Here is an 18,585-nt window from a genome sequence, read left to right on the forward strand (position 1 = left end):
CTTGGCCAGTCCCCCCGTTTTGTTTTTTCAGTTTGCCTCCAAACTACTGTCATCTGGCCAGGCCAAAGGTGTGGCTGCGGCAGGTGGTTTGCTCTCAGCCCCTTTGGCCTTGATGTCTGCAACGGTGACGCAGATGGCTTGCCTTGTGCTCAATCACTTGCTGGACCAGCAACGCAGCAGCAAATCAAAATTGCAGAAAGAGTCTGGCAAAGTCCTTGATCTGAATATTTTACCGGTGCAACTAAAATTACGGGTGAACGATCAGGGTTACTTTCAGGCCAGCTCATCCAGCAACGGCGTTGCCGCACCGGCAGATACCAAAATTTCGATGCAATGGGCTGATTTGATCGGCTCTGTCAGTAACCCCAACAGCATGTCGCGCAAGGCCGCAATCGAGGGTGATATGGATTTCGCCCAAACCGTATCCACTGTCATCAACGATTTAAGCTGGGATCCCGAACGTGATCTGGCGCGTGTGGTTGGCGATGCGCAGGCCGTGTGGGTCATGAATACGCTTGCCGCTTTGGGAACGAATGCCCGGGATGTCGTGCAGCGATTCAAAAGTAATTTGCGCGAGTACGTGGTGCATGAAAAATCCATGACTCCAACAGCCTCGGAGTTTGATGCGTTTCGCGGTGAAGTCAATCAAATGCGAGACGAACTGGCGCGTCTTGAAAAACGCCTGGCCAAGCTGGGTGCACCCAAATGAAGTTACGCCGCCTGGCACGCATCGCATTGGTGGCCAGAAAATATGGCCTTTTCCTGATTGCAGCGGATTCAATCAACAACGGTTTTGCCAAGTGGTTCCTGACGTTGATTTCCTCGCGGTCCCACGTTCAGGCGCCACGCGGTGAGCGCATGCGCCGTGCGCTTGAAGATCTTGGTCCTCTGTTTGTCAAGTTCGGGCAGCTGTTATCAACCCGCCGGGATTTGCTGCCAGAAGATGTGGCGGATGAACTGGCCCGGTTGCAAGACCAGGTGCCCGCGTTTTCCTCTGAAAAAGCCCGTGAATTGATTGAGGCCAGTTTGGGTCGTCAAATCGATGACATGTTTCTGGATTTCCAGAACATGCCTGTGGCCAGTGCTTCAATTGCGCAGGTTCATTTCGCGGTAATTCGCGCGGGTGAACATGAGGGCAAAAAAGTCGCAGTAAAAGTGTTGCGCCCCGGCATGATCGAGGTGATCGACAAAGACCTGGCCTTGATGAAAACTGCGGCCCAGTGGATTGAGAAAATTTCCTCAGACGGCAAACGCTTAAAGCCTCGCGAGGTGGTGGCCGAGTTCAACAAGTACCTGCACGATGAACTGGACTTGATGCGAGAAGCAGCCAATGCTTCGCAGCTTCGCCGCAATTTCTCACCAACTTCGGGCAGCGGGCATTTGTTGCGTGTTCCAGAAATGTACTGGGACTATTGCTGTAGCACGGTGATCACCATGGAGCGCATGCACGGCATTCCAATTTCGCAGATCGAGCGGCTACGCGAGAACAACATTGACCTGAAAAAATTGTCCCGTGAAGGTGTGGAAATCTTTTTCACCCAGGTGTTTCGTGATGGTTTTTTCCATGCAGACATGCACCCCGGCAATATTTATGTGGGTGATCAACCCGAGGATTTTGGCCGTTACATTGCGTTGGATTTTGGTATTGTCGGCACGCTCAGCGATGTGGACAAACAATACCTGGCGCAAAACTTTCTGGCTTTTTTCCGACAAGACTACAAGCGAGTGGCCGAGCTACACGTTCAGTCGGGCTGGGTGCCCAAGGGCACACGGATTGATGAACTGGAATCCGCCATTCGTGCGTGCATTGAGCCATTTTTTGGGAAGCCCTTGAAAGAAATTTCACTGGGACAGGCCTTGATGCGGCTGTTTCAAACATCCCGTCGCTTCAATGTGGAAATTCAGCCCCAGTTGGTTTTGTTGCAAAAAACCCTGCTGAACGTCGAAGGTTTGGGCCGACAACTCGACCCCGATCTGGATCTTTGGAAAACTGCCAAACCGTATCTGGAAAACTGGATGCACCAGCAAATTGGTTTCAAGGGCTTCCAGTCCAGCCTGCAGTGGGAGGCTGCGCAGTGGTCTCAAATTTTGCCTGCCCTGCCACGTTTGTTGCACCAAACCCTGACGCATTCCAATGGCCGGGTCGACGATCAAATTGAACAGTTGGTGAAACAACAAAAACGCTTGAATCGCGCTTTGTTCTGGATGGTATTAATGCTTGCCGTGTTGTTTGGCGTTGTAGCGCTTGATTTGTTGTGGCCTTTCTTGATTGGCTACGCGGGGCCGAAAGGCTTGTTCTAGCAGTGCGCATGTTTCTTGCCTATAATCCGAAATCATTTTTTCTCTCTGGTGGGTTTTCAAGATGTTGCTTGCCTCGGTAGTTGCTTATTTGCTGGTTTCTGTATTCATTGGCCTGTATGTGGCCAGAAATGTAAGTAGTACAGCGGATTACGCGGTGGCGGGCAGGCACCTTTCCTTGCCCATCGTGACCGCAACGGTGTTTGCCACTTGGTTCGGCTCTGAAACGGTGCTGGGTATTTCCTCAACCTTTGTAGAAGAGGGTTTGAGCGGCATTGTGGCTGATCCGTTTGGTGCCTCCATGTGCCTGATTTTGGCGGGTCTGTTCATTGCGCCCAAAATTTATCGTCTGAATTTGCTCACCTTGGGTGACTACTACCGCGTCCGCTACAACCGGGTCGTCGAGATTTTTTGCAGCGCCTGTATTGTGGTGTCCTATCTGGGTTGGGTGGCTGCGCAAATCAGTGCACTGGGTTTGATCTTCAATGTGCTCACTGATGGTGCAATTTCCCAGGAATGGGGCATGATCATTGGTGCCAGTGTGGTGCTTATCTACACGCTGTTTGGTGGCATGTTGTCAGTGGCCATTCTCGATTTCATTCAAATGGTGGTGATTGCAGCTGGTTTGGTCTACATCATGTGGATTGTGGCTGACCTGGCTGGTGGCGTAGGCACGGTGGTTGACCATGCCGAAGCAGCGGGCAAACTGCAGTTTTTCCCTGAAGAATTCAGCTATGTGATGTGGGTGCCGTTCGTGGGCGCTTTCCTGACCATGGCCTTTGGTTCAATTCCCCAGCAGGATATTTTTCAACGTATCAGCTCGGCCAAAAACGAAAAAACTGCGGTACGTGGCGCGGTGCTCGGTGGTTCCCTGTACTTCTTTTTCGCATTCATTCCGGTGTTTTTGGCCTATGGCGCCATCATGATCGACCCGGCTACCTTTAGTGCAATGGTGTCTGAAGACTCGCAAATGGTCTTGCCCAATTTGGTGTTGATGCACACGCCCCTGTTTGCGCAAATCGTGTTTTTCGGTGCGCTTATTTCAGCCATCATGAGTACATCAAGTGCCACTTTGTTAGCGCCTTCCGTGTCTTTCGCTGAAAATATTGTGAAGAACATTTATCCGAACATGGACGACAAAGCCTTGTTGTTGACCATGCGGGTGTCTGTGTTTGTGTTCACCATCATCGTGGTGGCTTTCGCAATCAACAGCGATTCCTCCATATTTGAAATGGTGGAAAGCGCCTATGAAATTACCTTGGCTGCCGCATTTGTGCCCTTGGTGTTCGGCCTGTACTGGAAGGGTGCCACTTCGCAAGGCGCGGTGTGGTCAATCATTGTGGGTGTCAGCAGCTGGTTGATTGCCAAAAACTTCTTCCCCAGCGAAGTTTGGCCACCCCAGTTGTTGGGCATGGTGCTGGGCTTGTTCACCATGATTATCGCCTCTCTGTTGCCACAGTGGATTGAACACAGGCCGGCGCTACGTGACGGTGTTGTGCACCCACATTAAGCTAAAATAGCCGGATTACCTTTGTTGAAAGTGATCCGGCTGTGAAATACCTCACCATTGAAGACACCATCGGCAACACCCCCTTGGTTCAGTTGCAACGTTTGCCTGGCAAGGCCAATGCCGATCGCGGCAATGTCATTCTTGGCAAGCTAGAGGGCAACAACCCGGCGGGTTCAGTGAAAGACCGCCCGGCAATTTCCATGATCAAACGTGCTGAAGCACGCGGCACCATCAAGCCCGGCGACACCCTGATCGAAGCCACATCGGGCAACACCGGTATTGCGCTCGCCATGGCTGCGGCCATTCGCGGATACCGCATGGTACTCATCATGCCTGAGCACCTTAGCATCGAGCGCCGTCAAACCATGCGTGCATTTGGCGCAGAAATCATTTTGACTCCGCAAAAGGGTGGCATGGAATACGCGCGTGATTTGGCCGAACAAATGCGCGATCAAGGCAAGGGTGTCATCCTCGACCAGTTCGCCAACGAAGACAATCCGCTGGCGCACTTCGAGACTACCGGTCCGGAAATTTGGCGCGACACGGGTGGCAAAGTGACTCATTTCGTCAGTGCCATGGGCACCACCGGATCGATTATGGGTGTGTCTCGTTACCTGAAAAGTCAAAATCCCAATGTGCAAATTATTGGTGCGGAGCCCAGCGAGGGGTCGCAAATTCCCGGTATTCGCAAATGGCCCCAGGAATACCTGCCCAAAATTTACAAGCCCGCCGGCGTGGACCGTGTGGTGCAGGTAACCCAGCTTGAGGCCGAAGAAATGGCCCGAAAAATGGCAGCCGAAGAGGGCATTTTCTGCGGCATATCAGCCGCAGGTGCTGCGCACATTGCGCTAAAAATTGCTGAAGAAGTTGAAAACGCCACGATCGTGTTCATTGTGTGCGACCGTGGAGATCGTTACCTGTCCACGGGTGTTTTTCCAGCCTAATTCAGCATGTCCCTTCTAAGTTTCAACGCCTCGCTCAACTCCAGCACGGCGTTGGCATAGAAGGAACTGCGGTTGTAACGCGTGACCACGTAAAAATTGTGCCCACCCGCGACGAAAGCGGGTTCGGCGTCCCCGCGCACCAGTTCAATCAAGGCCAGTTTTTCATCCGGCAATGTTTCACCCTTCAGCTTCACGCCTTTTTGTTGCATCACTGCTGGGGTAAAGGTGGGCACAATGTCGGGTGCCAGTAGTTCCTTCAAATTATCGGCATGCTCGATATCAACCAGCACGCGCGTGGCTTTGCCTGTTTCCCAGCCGTGTACTTTCAAAAAATTGGCCACACTGAAAATGGCATCGCGGCGGCTGTGAAATAGGTCGACGATGCCATCGGCATCGCCATCTACGGCATAAGCCGTCCATGAACTGGGCATGAATTGACCCAGGCCAATTGCCCCGGCATACGATCCTTTCACCTCGAGCGCGTCCAGATGGGTTCTGTTGCACAGGGCGATGAAGGCTTCCAGTTCGCTGAGAAAGAATTCCGAACGGTCTTTTTGACCTTCAGGATAAGCAAAGGCCAATGTGGCCAGTGAATCCAGTACCCGGTAATTGCCAATGTGTTGCCCGTAAATGGTTTCTACGCCAATGATGGCCACGATCACTTCTTGCGGAATGCCATACTTGGCTTCAGCCTCTTTCAGGGTGTCCAGGTTGGCGTCCCAAAACTCAACGCCTTTGCGAATTCGATAAGGCTCAACAAATCGGCTGCGGTAGGTGTCCCAGTTGCGTACCCCTTTGGTTTTTGGCGGCATGACGGCTTTTACCACCTGCGGCAGCAACTCGGCCTGTTTTAACAGGCTCAGTGTGGTGCTTGAAGGAATACCCTCTTTGGCCTGTAATCGCTCAGCAAGGGCTGTCGCATTTCTGTGCGCTGCAAAGTCAACCTTCTGGGTGTCTTGGGCGTGTACAGCTTGAGTGCACAGGGCTGTGCTGATTAGAATGGATGCAAAGCTTGTTAAGATTCGATGAGTAGTCACAAAAGGAGTCAGCATGTCCGGTGTAGGTGTAGTCAAAAGTAGTAGCGGTCGACCCGGCGCGTGTTTACTTGGTTTGGCAGGTCTGTTGTTCACTATAACCCAGCATTTGTGCGCTGTTCGGGACTAAGCCATGACCACTGCCTATATTTCCCACAATGATTGCGCCTTGCACAATCCTGGTCTTGGTCACCCGGAAAGCATGGCTCGCCTGCGCGTGATTCGTGAAAAACTGCAAGCGTCCGATTTGTGGCTCCGCTTGGTGCACTGTGACGCACCGGAGGTGCCTTGGTCGGCTGTGACTGCCGTTCACACGCCCGCGTACGTAGAAAGTATCAAGGCCCGTTTTCCGCTGAAGCGAAACATTGATATTGATGGCGACACCACCTTGTCGGAATTCTCGCTGGATGCGGCTCGACGTGCTGCGGGCGCCTGCGTGCATGCAGTGGATTTGGTCATGGCGCATGCGGTCAACAACGCGTTTTGTGCGGTTCGCCCGCCCGGCCACCATGCCTGCGTAGACCGCGCCATGGGCTTTTGTGTGTTCAACAATGTGGCCATTGCCGCACAACACGCCATTGACGCTTACCGGCTTGAGCGCGTGCTGATTGTTGATTTCGATGTGCACCATGGCAATGGCACCGAGCATGCATTTGCCAACAATCCGAAAATACTGATGTGCAGCACCTTTCAATCGCCACTTTATCCATTCAGTGGGGGGCTGGGTGGTGCCCGCAATATGGTGAACTGTCCTGTTCGGCCTGGCGGTGACCGCGAGGAAATCAAGCACGCTATTCAAACCCACTGGGTCGATGCGATTGATCAGTTCAAGCCCCAGTTGGTGTTGGTGTCTGCCGGGTTTGATGCCCACGAAAAAGACCCTTTGGCTGACATGCAATTGACCACTGAGGACTACGGCTGGATCACGCACTTCCTGAAAAGGGTGGCCGATGAATATTGCGATGGAAAGCTGGTTAGTACCCTGGAGGGCGGTTACGAGCTAGAGGCCCTGGCCGATTCTGTTTATGCCCATGTGGAGGCGCTTGCATCGTGATTTTTTCAACGCCTGCGCCGTATTCTGAAGACCGGTTGAGCGAAATGCTGGCGCGAAACGCCGAGTGGGTGGAGCAAATCACCGCGCAAGATCCAGACTATTTCAAACGACTTTATGCGGGGCAAAGCCCGGCATTCACAGTGATTAGTTGTTGCGACAGCCGGGCCGACCCCAACACCTTGTTGCAAAGCAATTTGGGCGAGCTGTTTGTTTATAAAAATGTGGCCAACCAAACGGGTTTGAACGACCTTAGTTTGCAAACCGCCTTGCAGTTCTCCATCGATAGTTTGAAGGTCAAGCACCTTTTGGTGTTTGGGCATCACAACTGCGGAGGCGTGCGCATCGCCTTGGGCTTGCATGCAGGTGGCGCCCCTGGCGATTGGCTGGAAGGTGTGCGAGAACTGGCCCACGATCACCTAATGTTTAACCCGGCGTCGCTGGAAGAGGCCAACCGCAATGTTGACAAGCTGTGCGAATTGAACGTGATTCAGCAAGTGCGCCTGGCGGCGTTGAGCCCAGCCGTGAATACGGCTTGGGGGAGAGGTGAACCTGTGGCGGTGGGCGGCCTGGTGTATAGCCTGTCGACCGGGCGGGTGATCGATCTGGATTGCACCATTCGAAGCCGTGATGAAATCGACGAGCGCTGCTTTTCAGCGATGAAATCGATCTGCGCCCGATACCAATAACCTCGACAAACCACCCCTTAGAGTGTAGACTCTATGAAAAATCGAACGATCGTGCGTTTTTTCTCAAAACGCTTCGTATAATCCAATCATCTATTCTCCAATTTCAACAAAGGGATGGCTTGCATGAAGATCCTGGTACCCGTTAAACGCGTAGTCGATTACAACGTAAAAGTTCGCTGCAAAAGCGATGGTTCTGGCGTGGATATCGCCAACGTGAAAATGTCGATGAACCCCTTCGACGAAATCGCTGTTGAAGAAGCCACGCGCCTGAAAGAAGCAGGCGTGGCCACCGAAGTGATTGCCATTAGTTGTGGCGTTGCCCAGTGCGCAGAAACATTGCGTACCGCCGCTGCCATTGGCGCAGACCGTGGCATTCTGGTTGAGACCGATGTTGAGCTACAGCCCTTGGCTGTTGCCAAAATTCTGAAAGCCATTATCGAAAAAGAAGGCATCGACCTGGTCATCATGGGCAAACAAGCCATTGACGACGATTGCAATCAAACCGGTCAAATGCTGGCTGCTTTGGGCGACATGCCACAGGGCACGTTTGCATCCAAGGTGGTGGTTGAGGGCGGCAAAGTCAATGTAACCCGTGAAGTGGATGGCGGTTTGGAAACGATTAGCTTGAGCCTGCCCGCGGTTGTGACAACCGACCTGCGCCTGAATGAGCCACGTTATGTAACGCTGCCCAACATCATGAAAGCCAAGAAAAAACAGATCGACACCATCAAGCCCGCTGATTTGGGCGTGAATGTTGATCCACGTATCAAAACCCTGAAAGTAAGCGATCCACCCGTGCGTTCAGCAGGTATCACCGTGCCCGATGTGGCCACGCTGGTCGACAAGCTGAAGAACGAAGCCAAAGTGATCTAACACAGGGACAAAAGGAGCAAAAAATGTCAGTACTCGTTATTGCAGAACACGACAATCAAAGTATCAAGCCCGCCACGCTGAACACCATCGCTGCGGCCCAGAAAATTGGTGGCGACATCCACGTGCTGGTTTCCGGCAAGGGTTGTGGCGCTGCAGCTGAGCAAGCTGCGAAAGCGGCTGGCGTTGCCAAGGTGTTGGTTGCCGATTCAGACGCCCTGGGTGACCAGTTGGCAGAAAACTTTGCAGCACAAATTCTCGCAATTGCCGGCAACTACGGTCACATTCTGGCACCCGCCACCAGCGTGGGCAAAAACGTGTTGCCGCGCGTGGCTGCCAAGCTGGATGTTGCACAAATTTCCGACATCATCAGTGTTGAAAGCGCGGACACATTCACTCGCCCAATCTACGCAGGCAACGTGATTGCCACGGTGCAGTCTTCGGACGCCACCAAGGTCATCACCGTGCGTACCACCGCATTTGATCCGGTTGCGACCGAGGGCGGTTCTGCCGCCATTGAAAACCTGAGTGCGGTTGCCGATTCCGGCAAGTCTACTTTCGTAAGCCGTGAAGTGGCCAAGAGCGACCGTCCCGAGTTGACTGCTGCCAGCACCATTATCTCCGGTGGCCGTGGTATGGGCTCCGCAGAAAATTTCCATGTTCTGGACCCATTGGCTGACAAGCTGAACGCCGCAATTGGTGCATCGCGTGCTGCGGTAGACGCAGGCTACGCACCGAACGACTGGCAGGTTGGTCAAACCGGCAAAATTGTGGCGCCCCAGTTGTACATGGCTTTCGGTATTTCCGGTGCTATCCAGCACTTGGCGGGCATGAAAGACAGCAAGGTGATTGTGGCCGTGAACAAAGATCCCGAAGCACCAATTTTTGGTGTGGCCGATTACGGTTTGGTGGGCGATTTGTTCGAAGTAGTGCCTCAATTGACTGAAAAACTGTAAGTAAACAAAACACGCAAAGCTGTATCAGGAGACGACAATGAGTTACAACGCCCCAGTCAAAGACATGATGTTTGTCTTGAAAGAATTGGCCGGCTTGGATCAAGTATCCCAGTTGCCCGGTTGTGAAGATGCAACCGAGGAAACAGTGGATGCGGTTCTGAATGAAAACGCAAAGTTCACCAGCGAAGTGGTTGCTCCACTGAACTGGTCGGGCGACGTAGAGGCCGCCAACTGGAAAGACGGCGTTGTAACCACAGCCAAAGGCTTCAAGCAGGCATTCAAAGCCTTTGGCGAGCAAGGCTGGCAAGGTTTGCAGCATCCTTCTGAATTCGGCGGCCAAGGCCTGCCCAAGCTGGTGGCAACACCCTGCATGGAAATGGTCAATGGTGCCAATCTCAGCTTTGCGCTGTGTCCCCTGCTGACCGATGGCGCCATTGAAGCGCTGTTGGTGGCCGGCAGCCAGCATCTGAAAGAAACTTACATTCCCAAAATGATTTCCGGTGAATGGACCGGCACCATGAACCTGACCGAGCCACAGGCTGGTTCAGACCTGGCGCTGGTGCGTTCCAAAGCCGTTCCCCAAGGCGATGGCACTTACCGCATTTCTGGCCAGAAGATCTACATCACCTACGGTGAGCACGACATGGCCGAGAATATTGTTCACCTGGTGCTGGCTCGCACACCCGATGCGCCTGAAGGCGTGAAGGGCATCAGCCTGTTCGTGGTGCCCAAATTCATGGTGAACGACGACGGTTCATTGGGCAAGCGCAACGACGTGTATTGCGCATCCATCGAACACAAGTTGGGTATCAAAGCCTCACCGACCGCTGTGCTGTTGTATGGCGATAACAAGGGTGACGTTGGTCAGGGCGCAATCGGTTATTTGGTGGGTGAAGAAAACAAAGGCCTGCAATACATGTTTGTGATGATGAACGCAGCCCGCTTCCAGGTGGGTGTGCAGGGCATTGGTGTGGCCGAGCGTGCTTACCAGCAGGCTGTGCGTTATGCGAACGATCGTGTTCAGTCTCGCCCCGTGGATGGCACTTCCAGCGAAGCGGTTGCAATTATTCATCACCCCGATGTCAAGCGCATGTTGATGAGCATGCGTTCACAGGTTGAAGCTGCGCGTGCAATGGCCTGCGTGGCGGGTGCCGCATATGATGCAGCCCACTTCCATGCCGATGAAGCCACCCGCAAGCAAAACATGGCGGCGTATGAATTCATGGTGCCGCTGGTCAAAGGCTGGTCGACTGAGATGAGCATTGAAGTGGCCTCCACTGGCGTGCAAGTGCACGGTGGCATGGGTTTCATTGAAGAAACAGGCGCAGCCCAGTACTACCGTGATGCGAAAATTCTGACCATTTACGAAGGCACAACTGCGATTCAGGCCAACGATTTGGTGGGTCGCAAAACATCGCGCGATGGCGGTGCCATGGTAAAAACCTTGTGTGCTGAAATTGCGCGCACGGTGGTTCAATTGAATGAATCGGGTTCAGCCCACGCCAAAGCGGTTGCAGCACGTCTGGATGCGGCGCGTGCGTCGTTCCTGGAGGCTGCACAATTTGTGGTCGACAACATGAAAGCCAACCCCAACGCCGTGTTTGCCGGTTCAGTGCCTTACCTGAAACTGGCTGGCACCACAGTGGCGGGCTGGCAAATGGCGCGTGCGCTATTGGCTGCCGAGGCCAAAATCAAGGCTGGTGAAACAGACAGTTTCTACAGCGACAAGATTTTGACTTCACGCTTTTTTGCTGATCACGTGCTCAACGCCGTACCCGGCCTGCGCGACAGCATTGTGAACGGTTACCAGTCCGTGACAGAAATGGCCGTTGCCAATTTCTAAATCGCTTTGGTGATTGAGCCGCTTGCAAAGCCCCTCCCTGTGAGGGGCTTTTTGTTTATGCTAACAGCATGAATTACGCCTTTGCAGCTGACGTTGTTTTGTTGACTCACTTCGCCATTGTGCTGTTTGTGGTGGTGGGGTTATTGCTCATTGTTGTGGGCAATTTGCGTGCGTGGCCCTGGGTGAACCGTTGGTGGTTCAGGGTACTTCACCTGCTCGCAATTTCAGTGGTTGTTCTTGAAAGCTGGCTGGGCATTGAATGCCCGCTGACGACCCTTGAAAACTGGTTGCGTTTGCAAGCCGGGCAGGGCGTGTACCAAGGCAGCTTCATCCAGCACTGGGTGCATGGCGTGATGTTCTACCAAGCCCCGGGCTGGGTGTTCGCCTTGGTCTATACCCTGTTCGGCTTGTTGGTTGCGGTGGCCTGGTGGCGCTGGCCGCCACAACAGTTCAAGTAACATTACCAGCCCCCAATGCTGGCACCTGCCGCGTCGAATCCGCCCACCGCACCGTCGGCAAACCACGTGGAAAAGTTCAGCCATTCTGCCGTTTCAGTCACAATGACTGCAGGCAGCTCGGTGGCTTGCGCCAATCCAATACCGGCTAAAACAACAAGCAACATTAATATGGTCCTGATGACTTTGTTTGCGGTATCAAACATTGTCCAGTTCAGGTCCAGGCCAGGTAGGTTTTCGGGCCATTCATTCATGATTCACACTCCTTTTGAGATGGTGTGAACTCATATTATTGTTGTACATTGTGCAAATAAACTACGCATATAGAACTTCACCATTGCGCTATGAGCAACAATTTCAATGAACTTCAGGCGGCTGAAACCTTTTTGATGGTGGTCAACACCGGCAGTTTTGCTGCTGCCGCCAAACTGAAAGGCGAGAACCCCTCCAGCATCAGCCGCGCCGTTGCACAGCTCGAGGCGCATTTGAATATCCGGCTGCTGAACCGCACCACCCGGCAAGTCAAAATAACCGAGGCGGGTGAAATTTATAAGCTGTATGCCCAGCGCATGCTGGAAAGCCAGCAAGAAGCGCGCGATGCAATTACCCAGTTGCAAAGCGGTCAGCCGCACGGCACCGTGCGTATTAGTCTTCCTGTGATTGTGGGTGAAAAAATACTGGCACCCCGTTTGCCGGAATTTCACGCCAAGTACCCCGATGTGCAGTTGCAAGTGGACTTGTCCAACCGCAATGCCATGATCGTGGAGGAAGGTTTTGACATTGCCTTGCGTGTTGGGCCGCTTCAAGATTCCACTTTGCGTGCGCGCAAAATTGCCACCATTTGGCGAAAGCTGTATGCCTCACCCGCCTACCTTGAAAAGCACGGTGCACCTCAAACACCTGGAGATTTGGTTCACCACCAATGCATTGCATTTTCACAGCGTGGTGATTTGAAAGAATGGGAATTCTGGCCAAAAAACGGGGCACAGCCCAGCCAGAAGCATCGAGTGATTTCTTGGTTGACCTGTTCGAGCCCAATCATGGTGGTTCGTGCCATACAAGCAGGGCTGGGTTTGGGTCGCAGTGCGGATTGGATGTTGCAGGGTCCCTTGGCACGCGGCGAACTGATTGAAGTTCTTGAGGATTGGTATTCCGACAACCCGGCCACCGGTGGTTTGCCCATGTACTTGGTGTTTCCACCGGGCTTGAGCAGTCAGTTGTCCCTCAAAACCCGGGTGGTGGCTGACTTTTTGGAGCAAAGTGTGCGAACTGAGTTCAAAAAGGCGGATTAAACGTCAATTTGCTGACAGTGCATGGGTGCGGCTTCGGCTACAGTAGCTGAATAATAAAAAAGACCTCATGGAGACACAATGCTCGGCAATTCCTACATCACGATCGGTTTACCGGTTTCTCTTTTTATCATCATGATCGGCATGGGGCTCAGCCTTACGGTCGAAGATTTTCGTCGCGTCAAGGAACAGCCCAAAGGCGTGATTGTGGGTACCGTGTTGCAGTTGGTGGGGGTTCCCCTGTTGGGTTTCGCCATTGGTGGCTTGTTTGGCGGTGGGGTGATGGCAGCTGGCTTGGTGCTTTCTGCCGCCATGCCCGGTGGTACCACGTCGAACGTACTGACTTACATGGCCCGGGCCAATCTGGCTTTGTCAATCACACTGACTGTAATAGCCAGTTTGCTCACGGTTATCACCATCCCTTTTTACATGGCGTACGCCTTGCCCATGTTTGTTGGGGTGGGAACTGAATTGCAGCTTCCTTTCCTGAAAACATTGATCACCATGATGGTGATCGTGATTATCCCGGTGTGTATCGGCATGTTTATCCGTGCCAAGAAGCCAGCGTTGTCACAAAAGTTTGAGCCGGCCATCAACAAGTTTGCCGTTTTTGTGCTGGTGGCCATCGTGGTGCTGATCGGCATCAGCGAGTCTGACAACATGCTGGGATGGTTTGCCCAGGCCTGGATGCCGGTGGTCGCGTTGAATATTGCTGCCGTGGCGTTGGGGCTTCTCGGTGGAAAGATTTCAGGCCTGGACGCGCGTGACAGCCTGACCGTGTCGATCGAAATGTGTGTCAAAAACTCCACGCTGGGTTTGACGATTGCGCTGTCGTTGTTGCAAAACGCGGAAATTGCAGTGCCAGTGGTGGTGTATGGCTTATTGATGTATGTCACGGTGGCGGTTTTGTGCTGGTACGGTCGTCGAATCGCAAGCAAATCAATCGCCTAAAACGCCCAAAGTTCTCGAAAGGTCACACTTCGGTGTGGCCGAACTCGGCTGTTCAGGGTATAATTCTCGGCTAGCTGAATGATTCTTAGGCAAAAGCCTGCGCGGGTGTTATTTGTCCCCGGGTGTTTTGTCGCATCTATTGGAGTTTCCCTTGTCGAAATTAGTCGCAAGCGCCCACCCGCGCGCCTTGCTCGCGCTCGCAGACGGCACAGTATTCGAGGGCATTTCTTTTGGCGCCCCCACCACGCAAGTGGGTGAAGTGGTTTTCAATACCTCTCTCACGGGCTATCAAGAAATTGCCACCGACCCCTCCTATTGCCGTCAAATCGTCACCCTTACCTACCCCCACATCGGGAACGTAGGCACTAACCCGCAAGACGAAGAGTCCGCTGGGCTGCATTTGTCGGGTTTGGTGATCAAGGACCTGCCTGAACTGGTGTCGAACTTCCGTTCTACCTTGCCGCTGGCCGATTACTTGAAAAAGCACGGTGTTCCAGGTATTGCTGGTATCGACACCCGCAAGTTAACCCGCATTCTTCGTGAAAAAGGTGCCCAAAACGGCTGCCTTTTGACCGAGGGCAGCGGCGAAACTTTCAGTGCCGAGCGAGCCGTTGAACTGGCCAAAAGTTTTCCTGGGCTGGCCGGCATGGACCTGGCCAAGGTGGTTTCGTGCACCGAGGCCCATGAATGGGTTGAAGGCGAATGGGCATTGGGCGTAGCAGCCGAAGAACCTCATTTCCAGACAGGCGAGCGCCCACACCATGTGGTTGCATTCGATTACGGTGCCAAGCGCAATATCTTGCGCATGTTGGCCCAACGCGGCTGTCGCGTTACCGTAGTGCCTGCGCAAACCCCAGTTGAAAAAGTATTGGCCCTGAATCCCGATGGCGTGTTCTTGAGCAATGGCCCTGGCGACCCCGAGCCTTGCGATTACGCCATCTCTGCCATCAAGCACATTCTGGACAACACCAAACTGCCGGTATTCGGTATTTGTTTGGGTCACCAGTTGATGGCTTTGGCCAGCGGTGCCAAAACAATGAAAATGAAGTTCGGCCACCACGGTGCCAACCACCCGGTGCAAGACCTGAAAACCAAGCGCGTGGCCATTACCAGCCAGAACCATGGTTTTGCGGTCGATGCCGATTCATTGCCCGCCAACCTGCGTGTTACGCATGTGTCGCTGTTCGATGGCTCCATTCAGGGTCTTGAGCGAACAGACCGTGCAGCCTTCTGCTTCCAGGGTCACCCCGAAGCCAGCCCGGGCCCGCACGATTTGGCCGAGCTGTTTGACCGTTTTATTTCAGACATTCAGGCAGCCAAGGCTTAAACAGCCCGCGTGCTTGCCAGTCTGAACCGTATTGAAATTTTTAAAATTAAAGGGAAGTTATGCCAAAGCGTAACGATCTAAAAACAATCCTGATCATCGGCGCCGGCCCCATCGTGATCGGCCAGGCCTGCGAATTTGACTACTCAGGCGCCCAAGCCTGTAAAGCGCTTCGCGAAGAAGGCTACAAAGTGGTGCTGGTCAACAGCAACCCGGCCACCATCATGACCGACCCGGAAATGGCTGATGTCACTTACATCGAACCCATTACCTGGCAGGTTGTTGAGCGCATTATTGAAAAAGAGCGCCCTGATGCCGTATTGCCCACCATGGGTGGTCAAACCGCGCTGAACTGCGCGCTTGATCTGGCCAAGCATGGCGTATTGGCCAAGTACAACGTGGAATTGATTGGCGCGAAAGAAGAAGCCATTGAGAAAGCCGAAGACCGCTTGAAGTTCAAGAATGCCATGACCAGCATTGGCCTGGATTCAGCGAAAAGCGGTGTGGCCCATTCCATGGAAGAAGCCCTTGAAGTGCAGGCCACCATTGCCAAACTGGTTGGCAGCAACGGCTTTCCGGTCATTATTCGCCCCAGTTTCACCCTGGGTGGCACCGGTGGCGGTATTGCGTACAACGCTGAAGAATTCGAAACCATTTGCCGCCGTGGCCTGGAAGCATCGCCAACCAATGAGTTGCTGATTGAAGAAAGCCTGATTGGCTGGAAAGAATACGAAATGGAAGTGGTTCGCGACAGCGCCGACAACTGCATTATCGTGTGTTCAATCGAAAACCTCGACCCCATGGGCGTGCACACTGGCGACAGCATTACTGTTGCCCCGGCACAAACACTGACCGACCGCGAATATCAGTTAATGCGCAATGCATCCATTGCCATTCTGCGTGAAATCGGCGTGGACACGGGCGGTTCAAACGTTCAGTTCTCGATCAACCCGGCCAATGGCCGCATGATCGTGATCGAAATGAATCCACGTGTGTCACGTTCATCCGCCTTGGCTTCCAAAGCAACCGGTTTTCCGATTGCCAAAGTGGCCGCCAAGTTGTCGGTGGGCTACACACTCGATGAGCTGAAAAACGACATCACCGGTGGTCTTACGCCTGCGTCGTTCGAGCCTTCAATCGACTACGTGGTTACCAAAATTCCACGTTTTGCATTCGAAAAATTCCCCACAGCCGATGATCGCCTGACCACCCAAATGAAATCCGTAGGTGAAGTGATGGCCATGGGCCGTACTTTCCAGGAAAGCTTCCAGAAAGCCCTGCGCGGTCTGGAAGTGGGCGTAGACGGGCTGAACCAGAAAACAACCGACCGTGAAGTGATCGAGCGTGAGCTGGGCGAACCCGGCCCCGAGCGTATTTTCTACGTGGGTGATGCCTTTGCCCAAGGCTTCAGCCTTGAGGAAGTGCATCAGCTGACCAAAATTGATCGCTGGTTCCTGATCCAGATTCAGGACATCGTTGACACAGAACTCGAATTGGAAACCAAAACCCTGGCGGACTTGACCGAGCCCGTGTTGCGCTTGCTCAAGCGCAAAGGTTTCTCTGATCGTCGTTTGGCTTATTTGCTCGACGTGTCTGAAGCGGAAATTCGCAAGCTGCGCCACCAGCACAATGTGCGCCCCGTGTACAAGCGCGTGGACACCTGTGCTGCTGAATTCAAAACCGGTACGGCCTACATGTATTCCACCTACGAAGAGGAATGCGAAAGCCAGCCGACCGACAAGAAAAAAATCATGGTGCTGGGCGGCGGTCCCAACCGGATTGGTCAGGGCATTGAGTTTGACTATTGCTGCGTGCACGCTGCCATGGCGCTGCGCGAAGATGGCTATGAAACCATCATGGTGAACTGCAACCCTGAAACGGTATCAACCGACTACGACACCTCTGATCGCTTGTATTTCGAGCCTTTGACGCTTGAAGATGTGCTGGAAATTGTGGCCATTGAAAAGCCGGTCGGCGTGATTGTTCAGTATGGCGGCCAAACCCCATTGAAGCTGGCGAAGTCGCTTGAAGCCAACGGCGTGCCCATCATTGGTACCAGCCCGGAAAGTATCGACATTGCCGAAGACCGCGAGCGTTTCCAGAAACTGTTGACCAAGCTGAACCTGCGCCAGCCGCCAAACCGCACTGCGCGCACGGAAGCTGAAGCCATTTCGCATGCGCAGGAAATTGGTTACCCGCTGGTGGTGCGCCCAAGCTATGTGTTGGGTGGCCGCGCCATGGAAATTGTGCACGAGCAGAAAGACCTTGAGCGCTACATGCGTGAAGCCGTGAAAGTCAGCAACGACAGCCCTGTGTTGCTGGACCGTTTCCTGAACGACGCGATTGAGGTGGACGTGGATGCCTTGTGCGACGGTCAAACTGTCATGATTGGCGGTGTGATGGAGCACATTGAACAGGCGGGCGTACACAGTGGCGACTCTGCGTGCTGCTTGCCTCCATACAGCTTGTCTGCTGACATGGTCAATGAGTTGAAGCGTCAGTCTGAGCTCATGGCCAAAGCCTTGAACGTGATTGGCTTGATGAACGTACAGTTCGCGATTCAAAACGACACCGTGTATGTGCTTGAAGTGAACCCACGCGCATCGCGCACTGTGCCTTATGTGTCCAAGGCCACAGGCAAGCAGTTGGCCAAAATTGCTGCCCGCTGCATGGCGGGCCAAACCTTCGCTGATCAAGGCGTCACCGATATTCCGGTACCCAAGTACTTCTCGGTCAAAGAAGCCGTGTTCCCCTTCGTGAAGTTCCCCGGCGTGGACACCATTCTGGGTCCCGAAATGAAGTCGACCGGTGAAGTCATGGGTGTGGGTCGCACATTTGGCGAAGCTTTCGTGAAATCGCAACTGGCCGCGTCAGTCAAATTGCCAGAAGGTGGCACTGCGTTTATCAGCGTGAAAACCGAAGACAAGAAGCACACGGTGAAACTGGCCAAGGGCCTTGTTGAGCTGGGCTTCAAGATTATCGCCACGCGCGGTACAGCGGCAGCCATTGCTGAAGGCGGTATTGAATGCACCGTGGTCAACAAGGTGCTGGAAGGTCGCCCGAATATTGTCGACATGCTGAAAAACGGCGAAGTACATTTGGTGGTCAACACGGTGGAAGAGCGCAGAAGTGCGATCAATGACAGCCGTTACATTCGAACCACGTCGCTGAGTTCTCGTGTTACGATCTTTACAACCATGGCAGGTGCACTGGCTTCAGTCGAGGGTATGAAACACCTCGGCGCAATGGATGTTTACAGCGTCCAGGGCTTGCATGCGGAACTCTCCGCTTAATCTGCCTGTCTGAACCTTTAAGCCGTCTCATAGCAATTTCTGCTATCAGGCGGCTTTCCATTTGCAGGAACATTTGAA

Annotated in this window: 16 protein-coding genes; 14 read left to right on the forward strand and 2 right to left on the reverse strand. The window is 53.4% G+C overall.

Annotated features, from left to right (window positions below; genetic code table 11):
• Position 1 precedes the first annotated feature (1 nt).
• The 4 genes from FRIGORI9N_RS13155 to cysM all read left to right on the forward strand — a co-directional run bounded on the left by FRIGORI9N_RS13155 (position 2) and on the right by cysM (position 4,752).
• Complete coding sequence (locus tag FRIGORI9N_RS13155; RefSeq protein WP_159572067.1) at positions 2 to 709, forward strand: SCP2 domain-containing protein; 708 nt, start codon at positions 2 to 4, stop codon at positions 707 to 709.
• Positions 706 to 2,301: a ubiquinone biosynthesis regulatory protein kinase UbiB gene (gene ubiB / locus FRIGORI9N_RS13160; RefSeq protein WP_159572070.1), complete on the forward strand. Its 1,596-nt coding sequence runs from the start codon at positions 706 to 708 to the stop codon at positions 2,299 to 2,301. The genes FRIGORI9N_RS13155 and ubiB overlap by 4 nt, the downstream gene beginning before the upstream one ends.
• 61 nt (positions 2,302 to 2,362) lie before the next feature.
• On the forward strand, positions 2,363 to 3,808 hold the full coding sequence (locus FRIGORI9N_RS13165; protein WP_159572073.1) for a sodium:solute symporter family protein: 1,446 nt from the start codon (positions 2,363 to 2,365) through the stop codon (positions 3,806 to 3,808).
• A 41-nt stretch (positions 3,809 to 3,849) separates the two neighbouring features.
• Complete coding sequence (cysM, locus tag FRIGORI9N_RS13170; protein WP_159572076.1) at positions 3,850 to 4,752, forward strand: cysteine synthase CysM; 903 nt, start codon at positions 3,850 to 3,852, stop codon at positions 4,750 to 4,752.
• Here cysM and mltB read toward each other — a convergent pair.
• Positions 4,749 to 5,825 (reverse strand): lytic murein transglycosylase B, encoded by a 1,077-nt coding sequence (gene mltB, locus FRIGORI9N_RS13175; protein ID WP_159572079.1) that lies wholly within the window; start codon positions 5,823 to 5,825, stop codon positions 4,749 to 4,751. The two genes, cysM and mltB, sit on opposite strands and share 4 nt — an antisense overlap.
• Before the next feature lie 94 nt (positions 5,826 to 5,919).
• Between mltB and FRIGORI9N_RS13180 the strand changes: the two genes are divergently transcribed.
• From FRIGORI9N_RS13180 to FRIGORI9N_RS13205, 6 genes are all read left to right on the forward strand, one after another.
• Positions 5,920 to 6,840, forward strand: coding sequence for a histone deacetylase family protein (locus FRIGORI9N_RS13180; RefSeq protein WP_159572082.1), 921 nt, complete (start codon positions 5,920 to 5,922; stop codon positions 6,838 to 6,840).
• A complete protein-coding gene (locus FRIGORI9N_RS13185) occupies positions 6,837 to 7,526 on the forward strand; it encodes a carbonic anhydrase (protein WP_159572085.1) in 690 nt (229 codons plus the stop codon). Before FRIGORI9N_RS13180 ends, FRIGORI9N_RS13185 begins: the two co-directional genes overlap by 4 nt.
• A 123-nt stretch (positions 7,527 to 7,649) precedes the next feature.
• Positions 7,650 to 8,399 (forward strand): electron transfer flavoprotein subunit beta/FixA family protein, encoded by a 750-nt coding sequence (locus FRIGORI9N_RS13190; RefSeq protein ID WP_159572088.1) that lies wholly within the window; start codon positions 7,650 to 7,652, stop codon positions 8,397 to 8,399.
• A gap of 23 nt (positions 8,400 to 8,422) precedes the next feature.
• Complete coding sequence (locus FRIGORI9N_RS13195; protein ID WP_159572091.1) at positions 8,423 to 9,352, forward strand: electron transfer flavoprotein subunit alpha/FixB family protein; 930 nt, start codon at positions 8,423 to 8,425, stop codon at positions 9,350 to 9,352.
• 37 nt (positions 9,353 to 9,389) lie between these two features.
• Positions 9,390 to 11,195: an acyl-CoA dehydrogenase gene (locus tag FRIGORI9N_RS13200; protein WP_159572094.1), complete on the forward strand. Its 1,806-nt coding sequence runs from the start codon at positions 9,390 to 9,392 to the stop codon at positions 11,193 to 11,195.
• Between the two features lie 68 nt (positions 11,196 to 11,263).
• Positions 11,264 to 11,653, forward strand: a complete 390-nt coding sequence (locus FRIGORI9N_RS13205) for a DUF2784 domain-containing protein (protein ID WP_159572097.1) — start codon at positions 11,264 to 11,266, stop codon at positions 11,651 to 11,653.
• A gap of 2 nt (positions 11,654 to 11,655) precedes the next feature.
• On the opposite strand, the gene FRIGORI9N_RS13210 is transcribed toward FRIGORI9N_RS13205, so the two are convergent.
• Positions 11,656 to 11,904, reverse strand: coding sequence for a hypothetical protein (locus FRIGORI9N_RS13210; RefSeq protein ID WP_159572100.1), 249 nt, complete (start codon positions 11,902 to 11,904; stop codon positions 11,656 to 11,658).
• A gap of 90 nt (positions 11,905 to 11,994) precedes the next feature.
• Between FRIGORI9N_RS13210 and FRIGORI9N_RS13215 the strand changes: the two genes are divergently transcribed.
• The 4 genes from FRIGORI9N_RS13215 to carB all read left to right on the forward strand — a co-directional run bounded on the left by FRIGORI9N_RS13215 (position 11,995) and on the right by carB (position 18,507).
• The gene (locus FRIGORI9N_RS13215; RefSeq protein ID WP_159572103.1) at positions 11,995 to 12,942 is read left to right on the forward strand and encodes a LysR family transcriptional regulator; all 948 of its coding nucleotides are present in this window, start codon (positions 11,995 to 11,997) and stop codon (positions 12,940 to 12,942) included.
• Positions 12,943 to 13,020: 78 nt separating this feature from the next.
• A complete protein-coding gene (locus tag FRIGORI9N_RS13220; protein WP_159572106.1) occupies positions 13,021 to 13,890 on the forward strand; it encodes a bile acid:sodium symporter family protein in 870 nt (289 codons plus the stop codon).
• Positions 13,891 to 14,041: 151 nt separating this feature from the next.
• Complete coding sequence (carA, locus tag FRIGORI9N_RS13225) at positions 14,042 to 15,217, forward strand: glutamine-hydrolyzing carbamoyl-phosphate synthase small subunit (RefSeq protein WP_201301501.1); 1,176 nt, start codon at positions 14,042 to 14,044, stop codon at positions 15,215 to 15,217.
• A 59-nt stretch (positions 15,218 to 15,276) separates the two neighbouring features.
• Positions 15,277 to 18,507, forward strand: a complete 3,231-nt coding sequence (carB, locus tag FRIGORI9N_RS13230; protein ID WP_159572109.1) for a carbamoyl-phosphate synthase large subunit — start codon at positions 15,277 to 15,279, stop codon at positions 18,505 to 18,507.
• Positions 18,508 to 18,585: the final 78 nt, after the last annotated feature.

The organism is Limnobacter sp. 130 (assembly GCF_902506325.1).
GTDB lineage: Bacteria > Pseudomonadota > Gammaproteobacteria > Burkholderiales > Burkholderiaceae_B > Limnobacter.